The 19,447-nt window shown below is 46.2% G+C and carries 19 protein-coding genes, 1 tRNA gene and 2 pseudogenes; 12 read left to right on the top strand and 10 right to left on the bottom strand.

Annotated features, from left to right (window positions below; genetic code table 11):
* The first annotated feature begins 9 nt into the window (after positions 1-9).
* Positions 10-85: transfer RNA gene (locus EC836_RS11305), tRNA-Asn, on the top strand.
* Between the two features lie 161 nt (positions 86-246).
* Positions 247-1,500: an integrase arm-type DNA-binding domain-containing protein gene (locus EC836_RS11300; RefSeq protein WP_123333029.1), complete on the top strand. Its 1,254-nt coding sequence runs from the start codon at positions 247-249 to the stop codon at positions 1,498-1,500.
* Positions 1,501-1,651: 151 nt separating this feature from the next.
* Here the strand turns inward: EC836_RS11300 and EC836_RS24965 are convergent.
* The 8 genes and pseudogenes from EC836_RS24965 to EC836_RS11260 all read right to left on the bottom strand — a co-directional run.
* A pseudogene (locus EC836_RS24965) lies at positions 1,652-1,825 on the bottom strand (XRE family transcriptional regulator); the annotation flags it as partial.
* Between the two features lie 522 nt (positions 1,826-2,347).
* Positions 2,348-3,886, bottom strand: a complete 1,539-nt coding sequence (locus EC836_RS11290; RefSeq protein WP_123333027.1) for a carbohydrate porin — start codon at positions 3,884-3,886, stop codon at positions 2,348-2,350.
* Between the two features lie 151 nt (positions 3,887-4,037).
* On the bottom strand, positions 4,038-5,066 hold the full coding sequence (locus tag EC836_RS11285) for a Gfo/Idh/MocA family oxidoreductase (RefSeq protein ID WP_039493235.1): 1,029 nt from the start codon (positions 5,064-5,066) through the stop codon (positions 4,038-4,040).
* A gap of 4 nt (positions 5,067-5,070) precedes the next feature.
* Positions 5,071-6,036, bottom strand: coding sequence for a Gfo/Idh/MocA family protein (locus tag EC836_RS11280; RefSeq protein WP_039493233.1), 966 nt, complete (start codon positions 6,034-6,036; stop codon positions 5,071-5,073).
* Positions 6,037-6,100: 64 nt separating this feature from the next.
* Positions 6,101-7,501 carry a glycoside hydrolase family 1 protein gene (locus EC836_RS11275; RefSeq protein WP_123333025.1) on the bottom strand — a complete coding sequence of 467 codons (1,401 nt, stop codon included), beginning with the start codon at positions 7,499-7,501 and terminating at the stop codon, positions 6,101-6,103.
* Between the two features lie 22 nt (positions 7,502-7,523).
* On the bottom strand, positions 7,524-7,832 hold the full coding sequence (locus EC836_RS11270; RefSeq protein WP_123333023.1) for a PTS lactose/cellobiose transporter subunit IIA: 309 nt from the start codon (positions 7,830-7,832) through the stop codon (positions 7,524-7,526).
* A 40-nt stretch (positions 7,833-7,872) separates the two neighbouring features.
* On the bottom strand, positions 7,873-9,165 hold the full coding sequence (locus tag EC836_RS11265; RefSeq protein WP_123333021.1) for a PTS sugar transporter subunit IIC: 1,293 nt from the start codon (positions 9,163-9,165) through the stop codon (positions 7,873-7,875).
* 17 nt (positions 9,166-9,182) lie between these two features.
* Positions 9,183-9,512, bottom strand: a complete 330-nt coding sequence (locus tag EC836_RS11260; RefSeq protein ID WP_123333019.1) for a PTS sugar transporter subunit IIB — start codon at positions 9,510-9,512, stop codon at positions 9,183-9,185.
* A 459-nt stretch (positions 9,513-9,971) separates the two neighbouring features.
* Between EC836_RS11260 and EC836_RS11255 the strand changes: the two genes are divergently transcribed.
* Both EC836_RS11255 and EC836_RS24960 read left to right on the top strand, forming a co-directional pair.
* On the top strand, positions 9,972-10,745 hold the full coding sequence (locus EC836_RS11255; RefSeq protein WP_039493222.1) for a DeoR/GlpR family DNA-binding transcription regulator: 774 nt from the start codon (positions 9,972-9,974) through the stop codon (positions 10,743-10,745).
* A gap of 140 nt (positions 10,746-10,885) precedes the next feature.
* Positions 10,886-11,110, top strand: a pseudogene (locus EC836_RS24960) (transposase); the annotation flags it as partial.
* Between the two features lie 119 nt (positions 11,111-11,229).
* Here EC836_RS24960 and EC836_RS11250 read toward each other — a convergent pair.
* A complete protein-coding gene (locus tag EC836_RS11250; RefSeq protein ID WP_199735118.1) occupies positions 11,230-12,288 on the bottom strand; it encodes an alpha/beta fold hydrolase in 1,059 nt (352 codons plus the stop codon).
* A 116-nt stretch (positions 12,289-12,404) separates the two neighbouring features.
* A complete protein-coding gene (locus tag EC836_RS11245) occupies positions 12,405-13,028 on the bottom strand; it encodes an NADPH-dependent F420 reductase (protein ID WP_072440259.1) in 624 nt (207 codons plus the stop codon).
* 98 nt (positions 13,029-13,126) lie between these two features.
* On the opposite strand from EC836_RS11245, the gene EC836_RS11240 reads away from it, so the two are divergent.
* From EC836_RS11240 to EC836_RS11205, 8 genes are all read left to right on the top strand, one after another.
* Positions 13,127-14,050: a LysR family transcriptional regulator gene (locus EC836_RS11240; protein WP_039493219.1), complete on the top strand. Its 924-nt coding sequence runs from the start codon at positions 13,127-13,129 to the stop codon at positions 14,048-14,050.
* 12 nt (positions 14,051-14,062) lie between these two features.
* Complete coding sequence (locus EC836_RS11235; protein WP_039493218.1) at positions 14,063-14,983, top strand: LysR family transcriptional regulator; 921 nt, start codon at positions 14,063-14,065, stop codon at positions 14,981-14,983.
* A gap of 126 nt (positions 14,984-15,109) precedes the next feature.
* Positions 15,110-15,307, top strand: coding sequence for a 4-oxalocrotonate tautomerase family protein (locus tag EC836_RS11230; protein WP_039359963.1), 198 nt, complete (start codon positions 15,110-15,112; stop codon positions 15,305-15,307).
* Between the two features lie 218 nt (positions 15,308-15,525).
* On the top strand, positions 15,526-15,879 hold the full coding sequence (locus tag EC836_RS11225; RefSeq protein ID WP_123333017.1) for a putative quinol monooxygenase: 354 nt from the start codon (positions 15,526-15,528) through the stop codon (positions 15,877-15,879).
* A 59-nt stretch (positions 15,880-15,938) separates the two neighbouring features.
* Positions 15,939-16,259, top strand: a complete 321-nt coding sequence (locus tag EC836_RS25125) for a LysR family transcriptional regulator (RefSeq protein ID WP_123333015.1) — start codon at positions 15,939-15,941, stop codon at positions 16,257-16,259.
* 45 nt (positions 16,260-16,304) lie between these two features.
* Positions 16,305-17,201, top strand: coding sequence for an NAD-dependent epimerase/dehydratase family protein (locus tag EC836_RS11215; RefSeq protein WP_123333014.1), 897 nt, complete (start codon positions 16,305-16,307; stop codon positions 17,199-17,201).
* A 517-nt stretch (positions 17,202-17,718) separates the two neighbouring features.
* Positions 17,719-18,417: a DUF1080 domain-containing protein gene (locus EC836_RS11210; protein ID WP_233599239.1), complete on the top strand. Its 699-nt coding sequence runs from the start codon at positions 17,719-17,721 to the stop codon at positions 18,415-18,417.
* 165 nt (positions 18,418-18,582) lie between these two features.
* Positions 18,583-19,266: a TetR/AcrR family transcriptional regulator gene (locus tag EC836_RS11205; RefSeq protein ID WP_039493212.1), complete on the top strand. Its 684-nt coding sequence runs from the start codon at positions 18,583-18,585 to the stop codon at positions 19,264-19,266.
* The last annotated feature ends 181 nt before the right edge of the window (positions 19,267-19,447 follow it).

The raw sequence follows: 19,447 nt of genomic DNA, 5'->3' as shown, positions 1-19,447 counted from the left end.
TCACACGATTCCTCTGTAGTTCAGTCGGTAGAACGGCGGACTGTTAATCCGTATGTCACTGGTTCGAGTCCAGTCAGAGGAGCCAAATTCTTGTTTTCATGCCGCTTTGCGAATCCCTATGTGATTCAGATTCAATAAGTTAGCGTGAAAAGTCTTCCCGATGCATTTTCAGTTTACCCTCCGCATCGGGAGAATTTGGTGGTCAGATTTGGGGTCAAGTTGGTTCGATGACGGAGTGACCCCCAAATGTCTCTTAACGACTCAAAAATCCGCAACTTAAAAGCATCCGAAAAACCCTTCAAAGTTTCTGATTCTCATGGTTTGTACCTTTTAGTTAATCCAGGCGGATCACGTCTCTGGTATCTCAAATATCGCATCAATAGAAAAGAATCACGCCTCGGCTTAGGTGCCTATCCCGGTGTATCTTTGGCCGATGCTCGTCAACAACGTGACGGTATTCGTAAATTACTGGCGCAGAATATCAATCCAGCACAACAACGTTCTGCTGAAAGAGTCACTGCCTCGCCAGAGGAAACCTTCAAATCAGTGGCACTAAGCTGGCATAAAAACAACAGAGCCTGGTCAGAGAACCATGCCGCCCGTCTGCTTGCCAGCATGAACAATCATATCTTCCCGATAATTGGACACCTGCCAGTCACAGAACTAAAAACCCGCCATTTCATCGACCTGCTGAAAGGGATTGAGAAAAAAGGTCTGCTGGAAGTGGCGGCACGAACCCGACAGCATATGTGCAACATCATGCGTCATGCCGTGCATCAGGAGTTGATAGAGCATAATCCGGCGGCTAATCTGAACGGTATAATCGCCCCGCCCGTTAAACGCCACTACCCTGCCCTTCTGCTGGAGAAACTACCGGAACTGTTGACTCACATTGAGGACTACAAGCAAGGGCGAGAATTAACACGTTTGGCAGTATCACTTACTCTGCACCTGTTCATCCGTTCCAGCGAGTTGCGCTTTGCCCGTTGGTCTGAGATCGATTTTAGAAACAAAATCTGGACCATTCCGGCTACCCGTGAAACCATCCCCGGTGTGCGTTATTCCGGGCGTGGTGCGAAAATGCGCACGCCGCATATCGTTCCCCTATCCCGTCAGTCCATCGCTATTCTGAAACAGATACGGGAAATCTCCGGGCATCAGGAACTGATATTTCCCGGTGACCATAATCCGTACAAACCAATGTGCGAAAACACGGTCAACAAAGCGCTGCGCTTGATGGGTTATGACACGAAAGATGAAATCTGCGGCCACGGATTCCGGGCAATGGCCTGTAGTGCTCTGATGGAGTCTGGGCTATGGTCACAGGATGCGGTTGAACGTCAAATGAGCCATCAGGAACGCAACAGCGTTCGAGCAGCTTACATCCATAAAGCAGAATATCTCGATGCTCGTAAGGCAATGATGCAGTGGTGGGCTGATTATCTGGATACCAATCGGGAAGGATATGTTGCGCCATATATTTATGCTCAACAACATTAGGCGTCAGGAGCAGCCTGATCGATAACGCTCTTAAGAGCAGATTCTGATAAAGGATCTGCTTTTCAGACTGCGAGGAATTCCCCCCCTCAGCATTTCACAAAAAATCGAGTAATGTCAGAGAATTACTCAGACTTGATACATAAAGGAAGGTCTATTGCGGCATAATCAATAACGTTGTATTAGGGTTACTTTTCTTATAACAATGATACTGCAAGATTAGCGTTGCGTGATCTTCATCGACAGCATAAAAATACGCTTCCGGCACATCCAGCACCGCCGCAAAACGGCAGACCAGACCAAAATCCGGCGAACTGACTTCCCTTTCTTTTGTACCCGAAACACCCGAGCAGCCCAACGGCCAGGGTCACCGAACAGGAGTTACACCATGAACCCTCACCCCACGACACCCCGGGCGTTGTTTGAAGTGGCATTTAAGCGCCAGCCTCGCCTGACATCCGTTGGGTCTGAAGATAGCCTGGTTCACCGAGTTCGAACTGTTTCTATGTGCCGGACTCGAGCACCGCACCTAATACTTGCCCAATCCTGGTGACATGGCTCATACCGCCGAGCAAGTGAGCGCTGGTGTGTAGGATAATGCCAGTTCTCCAAAGCGATGTGAAAAATCCTATGTAATCGCCTGCTGCTCCATCGCACCCGACCACCCAGTCTTGATAACGTGCAATCCCAAACTGCCCTTATTTATCGGCGGGCCATAATTTTTTAATCTACATATATTGGCATGCAGGAATCCAGGTTCAGAATGAGACAGGATTCCTGCATGGGTAGTCTGATAACCAATCCGTAATTTAAGATCAAGAATAGTAGATAGTGTGCTGCCAATTGCGATTTACCACCACACTTCTGCCTGTGCCCCGACGGTAAACTGATCTTTCTTATTGTCGTTAAAGGTGAACTGAGTTATCTCGTTATCGAATGTTTTCAGATAAGTGGCGAAGAAACGGATCTCCGGACGCGAGGTCAGCATGCTGGTGCCCACTTTGAAGGTGTGGAACAACGTCGTTTTCAGGCCCGACTCATGGTACGTCTCGCCGCCCGCTTTATTGCGCTGATCGAACCAGCCCAGTTCAACTCCCGTCTGGTTAAAGGTGTCCCAGATATACGCCGGACGCACCACCGCACGGGTGGAGTTGAAGTCGGTGTGGCCACCGGTGTAGTAGTCATAGATATCATTGCCAGCGGCATACACCAGGGCATGAGCCATGATCACGTTTGGCAACAAGTAGTTTTCCCCTTCGGAGAGTACGCGCCAGGCCGTGCCGTTAGTGTGTTCACCGTAATACTGCCCGTTATAGCCATACAGCGCACTGGAGTCGGTCACCAGAGCCATGCCACTGGCGATCGAGTTGTTTGCCATCTGGGCAGTCACATAGGTAAACCCGCCGTTCTGCCAGTTTTGCGTCAACCGCGCCCCGGCATGCCAAGCATCTTTCACACTGTAATACGTGCCGTTGTTTTCATCGTGCTTATTCAGGTCGGTTTTGTTAGCAGCAGAGTAGCGACCAAACAGATCCAACGTGGCTCTATCCCATAGGGGCATTGCGGTGTAGCGGGCATCAATCGTGTTGGTGTTGATCTGTTGAGTCTGGCTGACGCTGCTGTCGACCGCGTGGGCATCAAGGTCTTCACGTACCAGCGCTACGTTGACCTTGCCTGGCCCCAGTTGCCAGTTTTCCAGCCCAATCCCGGCGGCGGAGTCCGATTTGTGGTATTTGAAGTCGAGCATCTGGATTTCAAACTTCGGCAACGTATGTTTGCCCACCCAGAAATCAGCCTCCGGAGAAAAAGGCAAAAAACCCTTCGTGGTCAGATAGATATCGGAAAATTGCAGCAGGTTGTCAGAAGTGCTGTCAAACCAGCCAGCGCTGTATTGTCCGCCGACGTTGCCGTCGAGCATCACAACCGCTTTGGCCGTTTTATTGCCATCGCGGTAAACCCGCTGCGAAAATTCAAGATCGTACCAGGAGCTGTTTTCCTGACCAAAACGCCCCAAGGAACCAATGGCGTAGGATTTTGCCGAGCCCCGGTTTCCCACCGCATATCCCGAGCGGAAATAGCCGGAATAATTAAAGCCGATATCTTCTTTCACATATTTACTGATATCTGCCAGAGTCATCGACGAAGCAGGAGCGACTTTTTCTGGCGCCGCCACATTGGCAGAAATAACTTCCAACGGTGGTATTACCGATTCATATTTTTTAAGCTGCGCTTTGGTGGCATCTAATTCCTTCATATTGGAGGAGAGCTTATTCTCGAGAAGTGCCACACGCTCTTCCAGGGTTAGCGGCGCTGCATACAGCGCATTCGCCACCAATAAAGAACAGGCACTTAATGTAACGGAGCAGAGTACGGGTATATTAATATTCATATCAATCCTATAATTAAATTTTATTTAGTTATTCTTTAACAACAGGCGTAATGAGGTGCACAGGTGACATCACCCATGACGGTCGGTCTTATTATAAAAACAGGGTTGCATTGTTTTATATTAACAATACAACCCTATGGTACGATGTGTTTTACTTCAGGCCAGTGATGCCCGCTTGCAGTAAATTAATTTGCAGCAGGGTTTCATCATCTTTCACCAGTTTTTCTTTGCCGTTAATAATTGTCTCATAGAGGGCATCATAATAGCGGGCATAATCACCTTGTTCAGTGACAACTTTTTCTTCGTGATATATACCTGCGTCATCCATCCAGGTCAGCACACCGTAATCTTCCGGAGTGTCCTGACCAAAATCGGCGTTATCAGGCATATAAAAGAGCTTGAGGTGATGTTCCTGCTTATCCTTACTGTGTTTGATAAACATCCCTTTCTTGCCGTAAGCCACAAAACTCGGACGCTCTTTGATGCGGAAATAGCTCGATTTTACCGAGACTTTTAATGCACCGTAGAACATATCCACATCGAAGTAATCGTTCATACGCCCTTCACCTAACAGCTGGCGCACGTCGTAATTAACATGGTCCGGCGCACCAAAGTATGAAATCACCTGGTCGAGGGTGTGGCAACCGTGGCCATACAGGTAGGAGTTAATGGCACTGAATTCGTTGACCGACTCCGGGATGTAAGGGCGGTAATAGTCATAGTGCATCTCCACTTCGAGTAAATCACCGAGCTTGCCCGATTCAATCACCTTCTGGGTGGTCAAAAAATCGCTGTCGAAACGGCGATTCTGATAACACTGCACCATTAATCCTTTTTCTTTAGCCAGGTTATATAAGGTTTCGGCCTCTTCACGTGTATGGGTAAAGGGTTTTTCTACCACGCAGTGTTTTCCGGCCTGTAAAACCTTCAGCGCAAACTCATAATGCAAGGCGGCCGGGGTGCTAACCACCACCACCTGTATTTCCGGGTCACCCAATAGCACATCCAGATTATTGGTATAGGTGATGTTAGGTAATTTATCCCAACCATCACGATTTGCCGTGGCGGAATAAATGGTTTTGGTGGTTATTTTATCTGCGCGAGACAGAATAAACGGCAAGTGATAGCGATTAGCACTTTTGCCATTGCCGATAAAACCAAGAATTAATTTCGTTGTCACTGTTTCACTCCACAATCAGCTGTTTTTTACCCATTTCAATCATCTGAGCCGCCAGGGTGCTTACGTCAAGCAGGTGTGCAGCAGTCTGATAATCCAGGGTGTCGATAATGCGAATAAACGCGAGGAATTCATAAAGCAAGCGATGCTCACGACGGTCAAACGCAAATTGCGCGCTGTCACCGTTATTCAGTGCCATCTCGAAACCTGTCATCTGGTTGACCGGCAGGGTGATTTGCATATTCCCCTTATCTCCCTGAATCAACGAGGTGGTCGGCGCTTTACAATCTTTAGCGCCAATACAGACGCATTTGAAATCACCATAATCGAGTACCATCATCCCGCTGGTATCAATATTGTTATGCATATTGGCGAAGTAATTAACCGCTTGCGGCTCACCAAACAATCCGGCGACAAAATGGAGGTTGTAGACATTAATGTCCATCAGCGCCCCACCGCCTTTTTTGACATCAAAAGCTGGGTGCACAATGCCCGCCATAAAGTCATCATAACGCGATGAGTATTGGCTGTAGTTCAGAGTCACCAGCTTGATTTTTCCAATACGGGACAGCTGCGACTGAAGCGATAAATAGGCCGGAAGGTAATGAATATTCATCGCTTCCAGCATGATAACGTTTTGTCCTGTTGCCAGCTTCTTCAGCGTGTTCAGTTCTTCCACGCTGGTGGTAATCGGCTTTTCAATAATAACGTGCTTACCTTTTTGCAGCGCCTGGCTGGCAAACGGGAAATGCAAATGGTTTGGTAATGCCACGTAAATTGTGTCGACGTCGCTGTCCAGCATGGCCTGATAATCAAAATAAATATCATCAATGTGGTAACGGGCTGCCAGCTCGCGCGTTTCCTCTTCCGTTTGTGGCGTGCCTAGAATCGCCAGACCACTAAAAGGCAGTTTATGAACCGTCGAAAGCAAATCTTTAACGATCATGCCGGTGCCAAGAATGCCTAATTTCATGTTCCACCTCGTCGTGTCACCCGCCGCAATGCAGGTGGCATTGTTTTAAATCACACCTGAATACTTACAGCTCTGCGCCGTTGGAATGGATAACGTTCTGATACCAGTAAAACGATTTTTTCTTGTAGCGAGCCAGTGAACCTTTACCATCGTCATTGCGATCGACGTAAATAAACCCGTAGCGTTTAGAAAGTTGTGCGGTGGACGCGCTGACCAGATCGATACAACCCCAGGTGGTATATCCCATTACCGGCACACCGTCCTTAATGGCTTCATGCACCTGTTCCAGATGTTCACGCAAATACTGGATGCGGTAATCGTCATTGACCGTGGGTTCGCCCACGCCCTCGGTAATTAATACATCTTTCGCGCCCAGACCGTTCTCCACAATAAACAGTGGGAGTTGATAGCGGTCATAGTATTTGTTTAAGATGTAGCGCAACCCTTGTGGGTCAATTTGCCAGCCCCACTCACTGGCGGCTAAATGCGGATTTTTCACCCCACCCATCAAATTTCCGGTAGCTCCATCCACGTTAGTTTGCACAGTTTCGCAGGTACTGAAGTAATAACTGAATGAGAGGAAATCGACGGTATGCGTCAGGATCTGCACATCCTCTTCTTCCATCTGCAGATCAATGTTTTGCTCGCGGAAATAACGCTGCATATAACCAGGGTAATTTCCGCGAACGTGCACATCCGCAAAGAAATCATTCCGGTGATCGGCATGCATGCAGGCGATGATGTCATCCGGGTTTGGCGTCAGCGGGTAAATGGGCAGGCTTAATACCATGCAGCCAAATTTCGCCTGCGGCATGATTTTCCGGCCAATCTTCGTAGCCAGTGCGCTAGCTACCAATTCGTGGTGCACTGCCTGATAGAGATCCTGTTGGCTCAGTTCATCCTTAGGCGTGAAAATGCCGCCGCTCATCAGGGGATGATGCAGCACGGAGTTAATTTCATTGAAGGTCAGCCAGTATTTCACCTTGTGCTGATAACGTGTAAATACCGTGGTGACGTAGCGGGTATAAAAACCGATCATCGCCCGGTTTGCCCATCCGTTATATTCTTTGGTCAGATGCAGTGGTGTTTCGTAATGCGAAAGAGTGACTAACGGCTCAATGCCGTATTTATGGCACTCATCGAAAAGCGCATCATAAAAAGCGAGGCCCGCTTCATTTGGCGTTTGTTCATCGCCGTAGGGAAAGATCCGTGACCAAGCAATCGAGGTGCGAAAAACCTTAAAACCCATTTCCGCAAAGAGTTTAATGTCCTCTTTATAACGATGATAAAAATCGATCCCTGCAAGCTTCAGATTATTGTCCGTCGGATGCTCCGTCATCGGCCCCATTACCCCTTGCGGAGTGACATCCTGAATACTCGGGCCTTTGCCATCAATATTCCAGGCCCCTTCACACTGGTTAGCCGCAACCGCGCCGCCCCACAAAAAATCACGTGGAAATGTCATTTTTTACTCCTGAATAAGAAGGTTAGCGCTGTAGCTGGCGCTGTACGTCGATGATTTCTGCAATCAGTTCACGGGCCAGCATTGAGGTCATGATGTGATCCTGCGCGTGGACCAGCACCAGATTGACCTGCACTTTGCCGCAGCCTTCGTCCAGGCCAATCAGCATGGTCTGAACATCGTGAGCGCGTTTCGAGGCTTCCGCCGAAGCAGCAAGTTTTGCATCAACCAGCTCCCACTCACCGCGTTTGGCGGCACGCAGGGCTTCCATCGCATAGCTGCGCGATTCCCCGGCGTTTATAATCAACTCCATGACCGTTGATTCCATATCCATGTTTTGTCTCCACTCAATAAAAGAAGGCGGAATGGACGGCTTATGCCGTGGCCATTTCCTGCTCACGTTCTTGCTCAAGAAGCTGCTTTTCATAAATTTTGAAGAAAGGCAGGTAGATGAAGATGTCGATAACAATCAGCGTGATAACCAGCAACGTATTGTTCATGACCCAGCCTGCACCCCACGCAGCGCCAACCGGTGCGGGCGTGGTCCAGGGAACCAGAGAGATGACTTTGGCAATCAGACCACTGGTGGTGGCAAACCAGGCAATGATTGCGTTCACCACCGGGGCGACGATGAAAGGAATAAATAGCACCGGATTCATCACCACCGGGCTACCAAAGATGACCGGTTCGTTGATGTTGAAGCAGACCGGTACCACCGACAGCTTGCCGATGGCTCGGAGGTGTCCCGCTTTACTGCGCATGTAGAGGATAACCAGCGCCAGCGTGGCACCCGAACCACCGAGGTTGATAAAGAAGGCCCAAAACGCCTCCGCGAAGATATGTGGGATGGGCAAACCGTTGGCCAGCGCCGTCTGGTTAAGTCCAAGATTAATCAAGTAGAATGGTTGCAGGATGCCGCCGACAATCGCCCCGCCGTTGATGCCAGAGAACCACAAAACCTGGCAGAGTAAGACAGCAATCAGCACCGCTGGCAGAGAGTCCGCCGCAGAAATCAGCGGGGTAAAGGCGGTCATGATTATTTCAGGTAACAGCATGCCGAACTGGTGTTGTAACACCACGTTCAACGGGTAGATGGTGCAGATAATGACAATCGCCGGGATCAAAAGGTTGAATGAATGGCGAATTTTATCCGGCACTTGTTCTGGCAGCTTGATACCAATGTTGTATAGCTTCAGAATCCGGACCAACTCAACACAGAAAATCCCCACCAGAATCGCGGTAAAAATCCCCGATCCGCCGAGGAAGGCCGCCGGCAGCGAACCCTCTTTGTAGGGAGAAGTGATCAGGAGGAAGGTCATCAGCGACAGCATGGCGCAAGAGAACGCATCCAGCTTGTACGTTTGTGCCAGGTTGTAAGCTATCCCTGCACTGATATAGCAAGCCATAATCCCCATCGTCATATGAAAGGGGGTCATGATTTCGTTGAAATACTGCTGGGAAACGGATAACCAAAGTTTGCCAATAAAGAAGGTGGTATCCGGTGCAAAAGGCGGAAACGCAAAAATAAGTAAAAAAGAGCCCACGATCATAAAAGGCATCGCGCCAATAAAACCGTCGCGAACCGCCATAATATGACGCTGGGTTCCGGCAACGGCGGCAACGGGCGTAATTTTATTTTCGATAAAATTAAAAAATGCGTTCGACATGATATTACCCTGTAAAATTATTGCACTGGGTTAGTTTGAGAATCCTGAATCATCTTCAGAGCATCATTAAGGATTTTCTCACCTTTGAGCATGCCGTAATCCATATTGCTGATGATGGCTATCGGCTTTCCTTCACGTTGAGCAATCGCCTTAAACTCTTCGAATTTATATTTGATTTGCGGCCCCATCAGACAGCAATCAAAATGCGAGATGGTCGATTCAAACTCTTCCATCGCCACAGCAATAATTTCAGCCTCGATACCTTTGGCACTGGCAGCCTGCTTCATTTTATTCACCACAATGCTGGTTGACATACCGGCAGCGCAGCAGAGAAAAATTTTTTTCATATCCAGCCCTCTTTATAAAAATAGTGTGTAACTCTGGCCCGGCATTTCATTCGGTCACGTACCATGGACTGGTGGCTATCGTTCGCCTGGTCATTTCGTATTGGGAATGAAATCTGCCAGAAAGCGTTCTTTTCATTTGACGGGTGCATGCTCTCAGTACTGGTCACAGGATTCCGTGACCCGAATCTCAAAAAGAACCAAATCACTTACAAATCATTATATTTATGTGATGTGCATCACTTAATTTTAAGTATATAGATTGCTTTTTATACACAAAATGAATGTTAATGCATTTAAACAGACATATCAGTAAGTGTTTTTAAGTGATTTAGTGTTAACAATAAGAAGTAAGTTCTCCTTCCATGAGGACGTACCCGGTCGGTCATGAAGCCGTGTACGCAAGCCACGTTTTCAGCTAACATGGCCTGGTTATCCTTACTCAGAAGATTGGAATACGTAATGACGCAAGAAGAACGCTTGATCGAGTTAGAGGAATTAATAAAAAATCAGGGTAAAGTGACTCTCGATTACATCTGTCAGCAATATAATATTTCATCAGATTCTGCACGTCGGGATTTAGTCAAACTGACACAACTTCCGCATATATTGCGTATTCGCGGTGGAGCTATTCTGGCAGAAAAGCGTGTCGAATTGCCTTATGTTCAGCGTGCACAATACAGTGCTGAAAAAACATTACTTTCTGCCTGGGCGGCTAAAACCATTAATGAAAAAGAGATCCTGTTTATTGATGCCGGTACGACATCTGCCGCCCTCGCCCGCCAGCTTCCGTCACCGGTTAGTGTCATTACCAACTCCATTGAAGTGTTAGGCGAGATCATTGGAAATAAAGGGATTAGTATTTCAGTATTGGGCGGTAATTTTGATGACTATTCTCACGCAATATTAGGTAATACCGTCTTGGAGCAAATTAAGCGTTATTATGCGGATAAAGCATTTATTGGCGTCAGTGCATTATCGGAAAGTGGCATCACCACAGATACAGAACTTGATGCACTGCAAAAAGTCGCCATGGCTAAACAGTCAAAAAAAGTGATTTGTATTGCAACCTTCGCCAAATTTAATCTACAACTGATGTATCAATCCTGCAGCTGGTCGGATATCGATCATATCATCACGGATAAAACACCACCAAAAAACATCCTCAAGCTGATCGAAGAGAACGATGTTGAATTGGTAGTAGTGGATACCAAAAGAACAGATACTGATGAGTAAGTAAGGCTGAGTATTTGGTAATGAGTCTGCTCGTTGCAGACGTCCGGGCTTATGAGACGGTGCGGTTCGGCGGAGGCATGATCCTACCCACGACATAGCGGACACGCTGTTAAGCGAGTAAATCGTTAACAAGATGAACCATGATGCAAGCAAAATCTATGAAGAAGACATCCCGTAATCGATATACCCCGGAGTTTCACCAGCAGGCGCAGGCTGAGCGTATCGGCGTGGCCAAAGCCGCCAGGGAGCTCAGCCTGCACGATTATAAACTCTACGCCTGGTGCAGTTAACAACGTCAGCAGGGCTCCACCTCTGAGCGTGAGCAGCAGGCAACCGAAATCGCACGCCTTAAGCAGCAATTGGCTATGATGAGTGGTGGTTCTTTTATCCCCCTACTGCGCCATAAACATGCCTGACAACTTAATAGGGGGCACTCCCACTAATCCAATTCCTAATGGGTAGTTGAAAAAAATTATATTTCCCTTTATTTATTGAGTTTATTATCACTCTCAGTTGTGTTGAAATTTCCATTCACTTTCTCGTTCAGAAACGATTTAAGTTCAGACGTAAATTTGAGCGGGTTTTTGAACATCAAAAAGTGATCACCTTGTTCTGCTCGGGTAAAAATAAATAATCTGGAGTCTGGAATAACCGACTGCATCCAGCGCTGGCTTTCAATATATGGACTGTATTCACCGGTGAAGATTGCCGTTGGAATATCTATTTTGTGTTCAATAACATCCCGCCAGTCATTGGTCAGATGATCAAAGAGTACCCGTTCGAGATCCTGCGGTTTGTTACGAGTTACTTGACGGGAAAAATTCTCAGAACTCGCAAACCATGGAGAGTCCATTAACTGAACCCGTTCGAATGCATTCAGGTCGGAAACAAGCTTATTCGGTGTTTTCATACCACGGAATGCTTCGATCATTGCTTCGGGTGAAGTCACACTTCCGCCAGCTTGCAGGCGTTCCTGCTCTGTCCAGTTTTGATGGCTGTAGATAGAGGGGGGCTCATCCACAAATGCAATTCGTTCTATGTCAGAAGTCCCAAATAAATCGATATAACTCCACAGAACAGATGCCCCCATGGACCATCCACTAAAACTGGCTTTAGTAATACCTGCATGCTGCGTCATTTCCCGGAGATCCATGGCAAAACGAGATATACGACTTCCGTAGGATGCGGATTCAGATAGCCCCTGATTTCTGGGATCCAGTACATAAACATGAAAGTCCTGGCTTAAAAGGTACATCACATAGATATACTCTGCCCCGTTAGCTGCCCAACCAGGAACAAACACCAGAGGCTTCCCTTTCCCTGCTTCCCAGTACCGAAGTTTGACCCCATCACTTGTGGTAAAGGTATTTAACTTTAAGCCCTTAAAATCGGACAGCCTGGATGGCATCCCCTCAGGCGGAGCAGAAAAAACAAAATCCCGACCAATAACATCAACGGCAGAAGCGGCAAATACGGCATGAGTTGAAATGGTCATAAGAAGAGTGAAAACCCATTTAACAACATACTTTTTAAAATTTTTCACGACAATGTCCGGATAAATTGTATGTGCAGATGAACCCGTCTGAAACGGTTTAGTAATCGAACAGGCTCCAATAAAATTATCCGACAGAGGGGGAGCCGGATAATTGTTCAGAATATTCAGGCTTTCACCCAGGCAGGAGCGACTACCGGCCCCTGACCCAGGAAATAGCCAAACTGGATATTCATAGCGCCAAGAGGCTCAAGGTAACGGCTGTTCTTGAGAAGGCCCGCATTTACCGGCTCCAGATTCACAGATGTGGCCAGTTCAGCTACCTGCTCACGAGCCTGGTCATTATTCCCGGCAATAAATACCTGTAATTTGTTGCTCTGACGTGATTCTTCCGGGAGCAGTTGAGCAAAAAGCGTATTGAACGCTTTTACAACGTTAGCCTTCGGAACCAGTTTCTGAATTTCTTCTGCCGCTGAGGTCTCATGACCAATAACCAGTTCACTGAAATCAGCACTGACCGGATTAGAAATATCGACCAGCACTTTGCCTTCCAGATCACCAGCGGCTGAAAATACGTCTGTTGCTGCAAGGTAAGGGGTGGCAAGAATAATAATGTCTGCAACGGAGATAGCAGCGGCAATCCCTCCCCCCTGAACTGAATCACCTATTTTGTGAGCCAATTCAGCGGCTTTAGCCGGGTCCCGATGCCCGATAAACACGTCATGCTTACCAGAAAAAAGAGCAGCAAGTCCTGCCCCCATATTGCCTGTACCAATTACGCCAATTTTCATGTTTCGTTCCTCTTGATGATTAACGAAACCAGTCTATTATTGCGTCATAGCATGATAAATTGCTTTAATGTTTGGACATTATAACTGGATTGTTTTCAATGGATCGATTGACCAGCATGGCTATCTATGTCAAAGCTGTGGAGCTGGGTTCCTTTTCAGCCGCAGCGGATGCAATGAATCTGTCCGCACAACTTGTGGGTAAGCATGTCGCAGCACTTGAGCACCATCTTGGTGTACGATTAATAAGTAGAACAACCCGGCAACATAGCCTGACTGAGGCGGGCCATCATTTTTATGAGCGTGCAAAAATTATTCTTGCGGAGGTAGAAATTGCCGAATCGTTTGCCGAGGAAGTGAGGGTTGTTCCGCGTGGCAGACTTAAAATCAATGCCCCTGTGACATTCGGCATCAATGCGCTTGCCCCTCTTCTGCCGCTATTTCTTAAAGAACATCCTGAAATATCGGTCGAAATGACGCTAACTAACCGTAAAGTGGACCTGATTGACGAAGGATACGATGCTGTTTTCCGTGTCGGCGCGCTGGCGGACAGTGCTTTGATGGCAAAATCCCTTGCCCCTTACCAGTTGCTTCTTTGCGCAGCACCTGATTATCTGAAAAAAGCACTGTTACTGAAAAAACCAGAAGACTTATTGCAGCATGAATGTTTGATCTTCACTCATACCACCCTCAGAACACAGTGGGAATTTGATGGTCCGGAAGGCCATGTTTCACTGCCCGTTTCCGGGCGTCTGCTTCTGGACAGTGGCGAGGCGCTGATCAGCGCAGCCTTGTCTGGTTTTGGTATTGCAATGCAACCAACAGAACTGGTGTGGCCGCACATTGTGGCAGGCAGACTCGTACATGTATTACCCGAGTACAGCGTACCCTCAAGACCTTTGCATGTAATGTATGCCCCGGACAGAAGGCTGACACCAAAGCTTCGCAGCTTTCTTGATTTTTCGACCCGTCACTTCGGCACTGGCCAGGGGAAATCGCTCCCGGCTACCCGTCGTGTGTTGTAGTGGAATTCCTGTATGCCAGCACCTTTCACCACTGATTCTCTCCGGGCCATTGTCCATTTTGTTGCCGTGGCGGATGCACACAGTTTTACAGAAGCAGCCGAGCAACTGGGAATGACCCGCTCAGCAATCGGTAAGAGCATTGTCCGGCTGGAAGAACGACTAGGCACGAAGCTTTTTCACCGTACAACACGAAAAATGACATTGACCACCGAAGGTGAGGCTTATCTTGCCAGTTGCAGAAGCGCACTGGAAACAATGCAGGCCGCAGAGTCATCACTGCTCGCCAGACAGACAGAACCATCAGGTGTGGTCAGAATTGATATGCCTGCTGCATTTGGTAAAACCGTTATGATGCCGGTACTGTTGCAAATCGCCGCGCAGTATCCTGAGCTCCGACTGGTGCTGACATTCAATGACCGTATTATCGATCCACTGGATATGGGGTTTGACCTTGCTATTCGCTTTGGTCCTCTGAAAGACACGACTGATTTAGTTGCCCGCTCCCTGAATGCACAACATTTACTCCTGTGTGCGTCACCAGAGTATCTGTCCCGTTATGGAACACCTCTTACCCTGGAAGATTTGCATAAACATCGATGTGTTATGGCCTGGCGGGGAGGCTCGCCACTCAACTGGCTAGTTCGCGATCCGCAAGGACAGGATATACGTTTCAATCCTGTTCCATTTCATCAGATAAGTGACGGTGATGCCATGATAGCAGCGGGGATTGCCGGAGCAGGCATTATACAGTTCCCTGAATCGCTACTGCGCCCCTATTTTGCTGATGCGAGACTTATTCCCGTTCTACCGGAACTGACACCGTCGCCGACAGAACTGAGCGTAATCTGGCCTCGTGCCAGGGCACTCATGCCCGGGGTCAGGTTCATTATTGATGAACTGATCCGGCTGGCCGATATCGATAGATTTGCCTGATTAGGGAAAAAAATTCCCCACTGCGTCCCCCACATATGGGTTTATCAATTGTTCACTCTGTACGACGATAGTTAACAGATTCTGCAACACACTATCTGTTAACTATTCACAATGAGGGGACATACCATGCCTGTAGTAAATATTCAGATGTTTGATGGCCGCGATGAGGCTAAACCTGCTATTGCACGTGCGGTAACAGAAGCGATTGCCACACACGCCAGTGTCGACCCACAATATGTTTATGTCATTTTCAATGATGTGAAAACTGAAAACTGGGCTATTTCTGGCGAAATTTTTGCGGAAACGATGAAAAAGTCAGGTTAAAGAACATTTTTAAAATTGCCGGACGTCCAGTACCGTGCCTGACTTGATATCACGGTACTGAACACGCAATATTTACATTCGTTGCTTATATTTCCAATCGACATGATGATTATCGAAAGAGGTCAACCGGATTATTTATGTTGATTAATGTCGGGATGTAATCAGCAAAATTGAAATGAGATGTTATTTCTTTACTATCCATTATGCAGGATGATGTAATGAAGAATGAAATTATTTGTGTATTCACTCTTTCTGTAAAAGAAGGACAGTTTGCTAATTTTCGTAATCTGGCGTCTGAAATTGTAAAAGAGACTGAAAAAGAACCGGGAACACTGACCTATATGTACAGCGTCAGTGATGATCAAAAAACAGCACATATCATTGAAGGTTATAAGGCGGATGCACTGGTATCTCATGTTGATGTGACCTTTGCTCCGTTTGCTGAACGCTTTATTTCACATGTTGATGTAACCGGCCTGACTGTATATGGTGAAACCGACGAACATATCAGAAAAAGACTGGATGCCTTTGGCGCTGTTTACATGAAAACGTTTGCCGGTTTTACTCGCTAACGCTCCCCGGATTCAAAGCCATTTCCAGCTGCTTCGCCTGAAAGGCGAGAGGTTGCTTTATTCTCAATTTTAGGCGAGTTGCAGGGGGATGTTATGTTATCAAAAGTGGATTTATTGCTTTTTTTATCACAACAGCTCGCTCAAACTCATTTAAAGAAACGGCAGAAAAATGGGGACAACTCCGCAGAGAAGTCTCCCGGTCTAACAAGGAGCTTGAAAGTGTATTAGGAGAAATCCTCTTCTATCGCAATACACGAAGTATCATTGTGACGGCGTTTTGTCGAGACATATTGCCTGAGTGCGAAGCTGTCATTGAAAAAGTGAATGATATTTTCACTACATGCGGGAAAATCCACCGAAATATAAAATCAATTGTGTAGAGGTAAACTCAGTAGTTTTATGGGTTTCTAAAAAAGGAGTCGGTGATGAATATCTTTATAACTGGATCAACAGGATACATCGGTGGTTCTCTATCAGTCTATTTACGTAACGCTGGGCACCACATCCGTGGACTCGCTCGTAATCCAGATAAGGCAGTACAACTTACAGCCCGAGGTATCGAACCCGTTATCGGTGAACTCAACAACAGCGAGTTACTTACTTACGAAGCCCAACGGGCAGATGCCGTCATCAATGCCGCTAATAGCGATGACTTAAATACAGTAGAAACTCTGTTGACAGCTATTCGCGGGACAAACAAACCGCTCCTGCATACCAGTGGAACAAGTGTCATTGCTGATATGAGCGATGGTAATAAATCCAACAATGTCATCTTCGATGAAAATAGTACACTGTATATCCCTCCTGAAAAACAAGCACGAAGAGCGATTGACGAGAAAATCCTAAGGACGAAAGGAATACGAGGCATTGTTTTGTGTAACAGCCTAGTCTACGGAGAAGGGAAACTGCCAGACACACACAGCGTACAGATTCCACTGCTCATTAATCAGGCATTAGACAGCGGAGTAGTACGCATCATTGGAAAAGGTTTGAACATCTGGTCCAACGTACATATAGATGACCTATGCAAACTTTACCAACTAGCACTGGAAAATGCGCCATCAGGAGCATTCTATTTTGTAGAAAATGGAGAGTCATCCTTAGCAGAACTCGGGGCAGCCATCGCAAAACGTTTTGAAATTGAAGGACCTCAAAGTTGCCCTATTGAAGATGCTGAAAAGATTTGGGGTAGAATGCGGGCTCGCTACTCATTAGGCTCCAATAGTAGGGTTAGATCAGTTCGCGCCCATCAGGAGTTAGGATGGAAACCGCAACATAATTCAGTTGTCCAGTGGATTCTGACCGAGATGACGGCTAAGTAGATACCTTTATCTTGGTTCAAGGCACTAAGAACAATTATGCCTTGGATCAAACGACTCTTAAATTGAGGCCGCTAGTTTCTTCCGTATGCTCCCATCCCTACGGTTTGGCATAAAACGATGTTAGTAATGTCTTCATCTACATCATGTGGACATGCCATAAAGGGTATTTGTTACATACATCACATCCGTATCTGCTTACTCTATAAGCATTATAGCATTATGCCATTAAGTACTGGGAATCCCTACGAAACGTTTGGAGTGTCCATCCAAAATGAAACTTTATCTTTCCGAACATCCCCACTTATTATTGGTTAGATAATTCGTTTCATGTATAGAATTTTTTAGGGTTCAGGATAAAACTTTTATATGATGAAAAACCAGCAAAACCATAAATCCATCCATGTGAAGAACGCTACCGTCTCATCCATCTCCAGGCAAACTGATAATACCGATCGGTAATATTAACCAGAGAGAGGATCAAGCACCATAAAGTTAATTCAAACAACTCGGAGAACTTATGAGTTTGATACCGAAACTTCCTTTTACCACTGTTTTTCTTTGTGCTGCTGAAATGTTTTCGGTAAGTGCTTCGGCTAATATTACTATCAAGGATTTCACGCTATCCGGCGTATCTCTGGAGCACAGTACCTTCAAAGGTGAACCAGCATTCAAAATGACCATGCCAACTGATGCCATTCAGGATCCGAAGAAGGAAAAACTGGCCGACCGAAATTATATGGCTTGGTTACCGTTTGATTTTGGTGACGGTGTAATTGAGGTTGATATTGCCAGTAAGCTTGTAGATGAAGCGCCAACCTATGCCAGAGGTTTTATTGGCCTGACTTTTCGTATAGACAGCAAGGGACACTTTGAAAGTATCTACCTCCGTCCTACAAATAGCGTTGCTGAAGATCAGGTTCGGCGTAATCACAGTGTTCAGTATGTAGCTTATCCTGATTACAGGTTTGACAAACTGAGACAAGAATCCCCAGAAAAGTACGAAAGCTATGCTGAACTGGATATGGAACGCTGGATACACATGAAAATTGTTGTCAAAGGAGAAAAAGCTGAGCTTTATCTCGACGGAAAATCAGCTCCATCACTTATAGTTACAGACTTGAAACTGGGTGCAAATCAGCGTGGTGGTGTTGGCGTATGGCTTGAATCCGGTACGATGGCTTTTTTTCGGAATTTAAAAATAACGCCAGCATCCTGAATCAGGTAAAGGTTATCAATTAACTCAAAAAATATGCAGGTCGCCTCGCCATTTGAAGTAAATTATCCTGTCCACAATCGCACCACTTGACAATACCGAAACGATACTTCATCGTTTCGGTATCTTAGATCATTTTATCGTAGATTAGGATTTAGTGGAGCACTGATGTCCAGAAGCAAATCAGAGAGTGTACGAAATGCCTTTTTGTCCGCAGCAAGAGACGTATTCCTTGAGGTCGGATTTGAGCAATCCACCATGGATCAAATAGCATCAAGATCAGGCAGTGCAAAATCTACTTTGTATCGATATTTTGACTCAAAGGAGTCGTTGTTTTCCGCACTGATAATCAAAGCATCACAAGGAAATGACAATGAAATCATCAATTTCTTGTACTGTACTGGAGATGGTCCACAGCCGATTAGTTCATCAGAAAGTGCTGTAGACTCACTTCTTTTCCCAAACCATGAAGAAAATTGTAAAGATGCTCTGACAAAATTTGGACACTACATTCTTTCTAGTTTTCATACACCACGCGCTCTTGCAGCCAGACGTATGATGATTACGGCGTCCGCAAATCCAGACTTAGGTCAATTGTTTTATGAACAAGGTCCAAACAAAGCCATACAGCATCTAGGACTATACTTTAAACCACTCATTGAACGAGGCTATTTATACGAAGCGGATCCTAATGTTGTTGCTTGTCATTATTTCGGCTTGCTTGAATCTGAGATAAATGAAGCAGGCTTATATAATGTAATAACGCAACTCAGTGAACAGCAAATTACAGATATTGTTTCACGCGCAGTTGAGGTTTTCATACGTGCTTATGTTTATAAATCATCTGATTGAGGTTTCCATAGCTCCCCTTCACAGGCCTATAGCAAACCTAGTAATAGAATCCCCTTACTCAATATTTTTTATTTTCAGTGGATTTTATTTAAAAAACCATTAAATAATGAGTAAAACTCGTTGCATTTTAAATGCTAACAAACGGTCCCAATGTTCTTCTTCTTATAGACACGCAGTTCCT

The sequence above is a fragment of the Erwinia sp. JUb26 genome (genome assembly GCF_003751505.1).
Lineage (GTDB): Bacteria > Pseudomonadota > Gammaproteobacteria > Enterobacterales > Enterobacteriaceae > Erwinia.
This window is presented reverse-complemented; position numbering and strand designations above follow the sequence as displayed.

Excerpts from the sequence above, each read along its gene's own strand:
- EC836_RS11300 (WP_123333029.1), top strand. The coding sequence starts at position 247 with ATGTCTCTTAACGACTCAAAAATCCGCAACTTAAAAGCATCCGAAAAA.
- EC836_RS11290 (WP_123333027.1), bottom strand. The coding sequence starts at position 3,886 with ATGAATATTAATATACCCGTACTCTGCTCCGTTACATTAAGTGCCTGT.
- EC836_RS11280 (WP_039493233.1), bottom strand. The coding sequence starts at position 6,036 with ATGAAATTAGGCATTCTTGGCACCGGCATGATCGTTAAAGATTTGCTT.
- EC836_RS11275 (WP_123333025.1), bottom strand. The coding sequence starts at position 7,501 with ATGACATTTCCACGTGATTTTTTGTGGGGCGGCGCGGTTGCGGCTAAC.
- EC836_RS11270 (WP_123333023.1), bottom strand. The coding sequence starts at position 7,832 with ATGGATATGGAATCAACGGTCATGGAGTTGATTATAAACGCCGGGGAA.
- EC836_RS11265 (WP_123333021.1), bottom strand. The coding sequence starts at position 9,165 with ATGTCGAACGCATTTTTTAATTTTATCGAAAATAAAATTACGCCCGTT.
- EC836_RS11260 (WP_123333019.1), bottom strand. The coding sequence starts at position 9,512 with ATGAAAAAAATTTTTCTCTGCTGCGCTGCCGGTATGTCAACCAGCATT.
- EC836_RS11255 (WP_039493222.1), top strand. The coding sequence starts at position 9,972 with ATGACGCAAGAAGAACGCTTGATCGAGTTAGAGGAATTAATAAAAAAT.
- EC836_RS11245 (WP_072440259.1), bottom strand. The coding sequence starts at position 13,028 with ATGAAAATTGGCGTAATTGGTACAGGCAATATGGGGGCAGGACTTGCT.
- EC836_RS11240 (WP_039493219.1), top strand. The coding sequence starts at position 13,127 with ATGGATCGATTGACCAGCATGGCTATCTATGTCAAAGCTGTGGAGCTG.
- EC836_RS11235 (WP_039493218.1), top strand. The coding sequence starts at position 14,063 with ATGCCAGCACCTTTCACCACTGATTCTCTCCGGGCCATTGTCCATTTT.
- EC836_RS11230 (WP_039359963.1), top strand. The coding sequence starts at position 15,110 with ATGCCTGTAGTAAATATTCAGATGTTTGATGGCCGCGATGAGGCTAAA.
- EC836_RS11225 (WP_123333017.1), top strand. The coding sequence starts at position 15,526 with ATGAAGAATGAAATTATTTGTGTATTCACTCTTTCTGTAAAAGAAGGA.
- EC836_RS11215 (WP_123333014.1), top strand. The coding sequence starts at position 16,305 with ATGAATATCTTTATAACTGGATCAACAGGATACATCGGTGGTTCTCTA.
- EC836_RS11210 (WP_233599239.1), top strand. The coding sequence starts at position 17,719 with ATGAGTTTGATACCGAAACTTCCTTTTACCACTGTTTTTCTTTGTGCT.
- EC836_RS11205 (WP_039493212.1), top strand. The coding sequence starts at position 18,583 with ATGTCCAGAAGCAAATCAGAGAGTGTACGAAATGCCTTTTTGTCCGCA.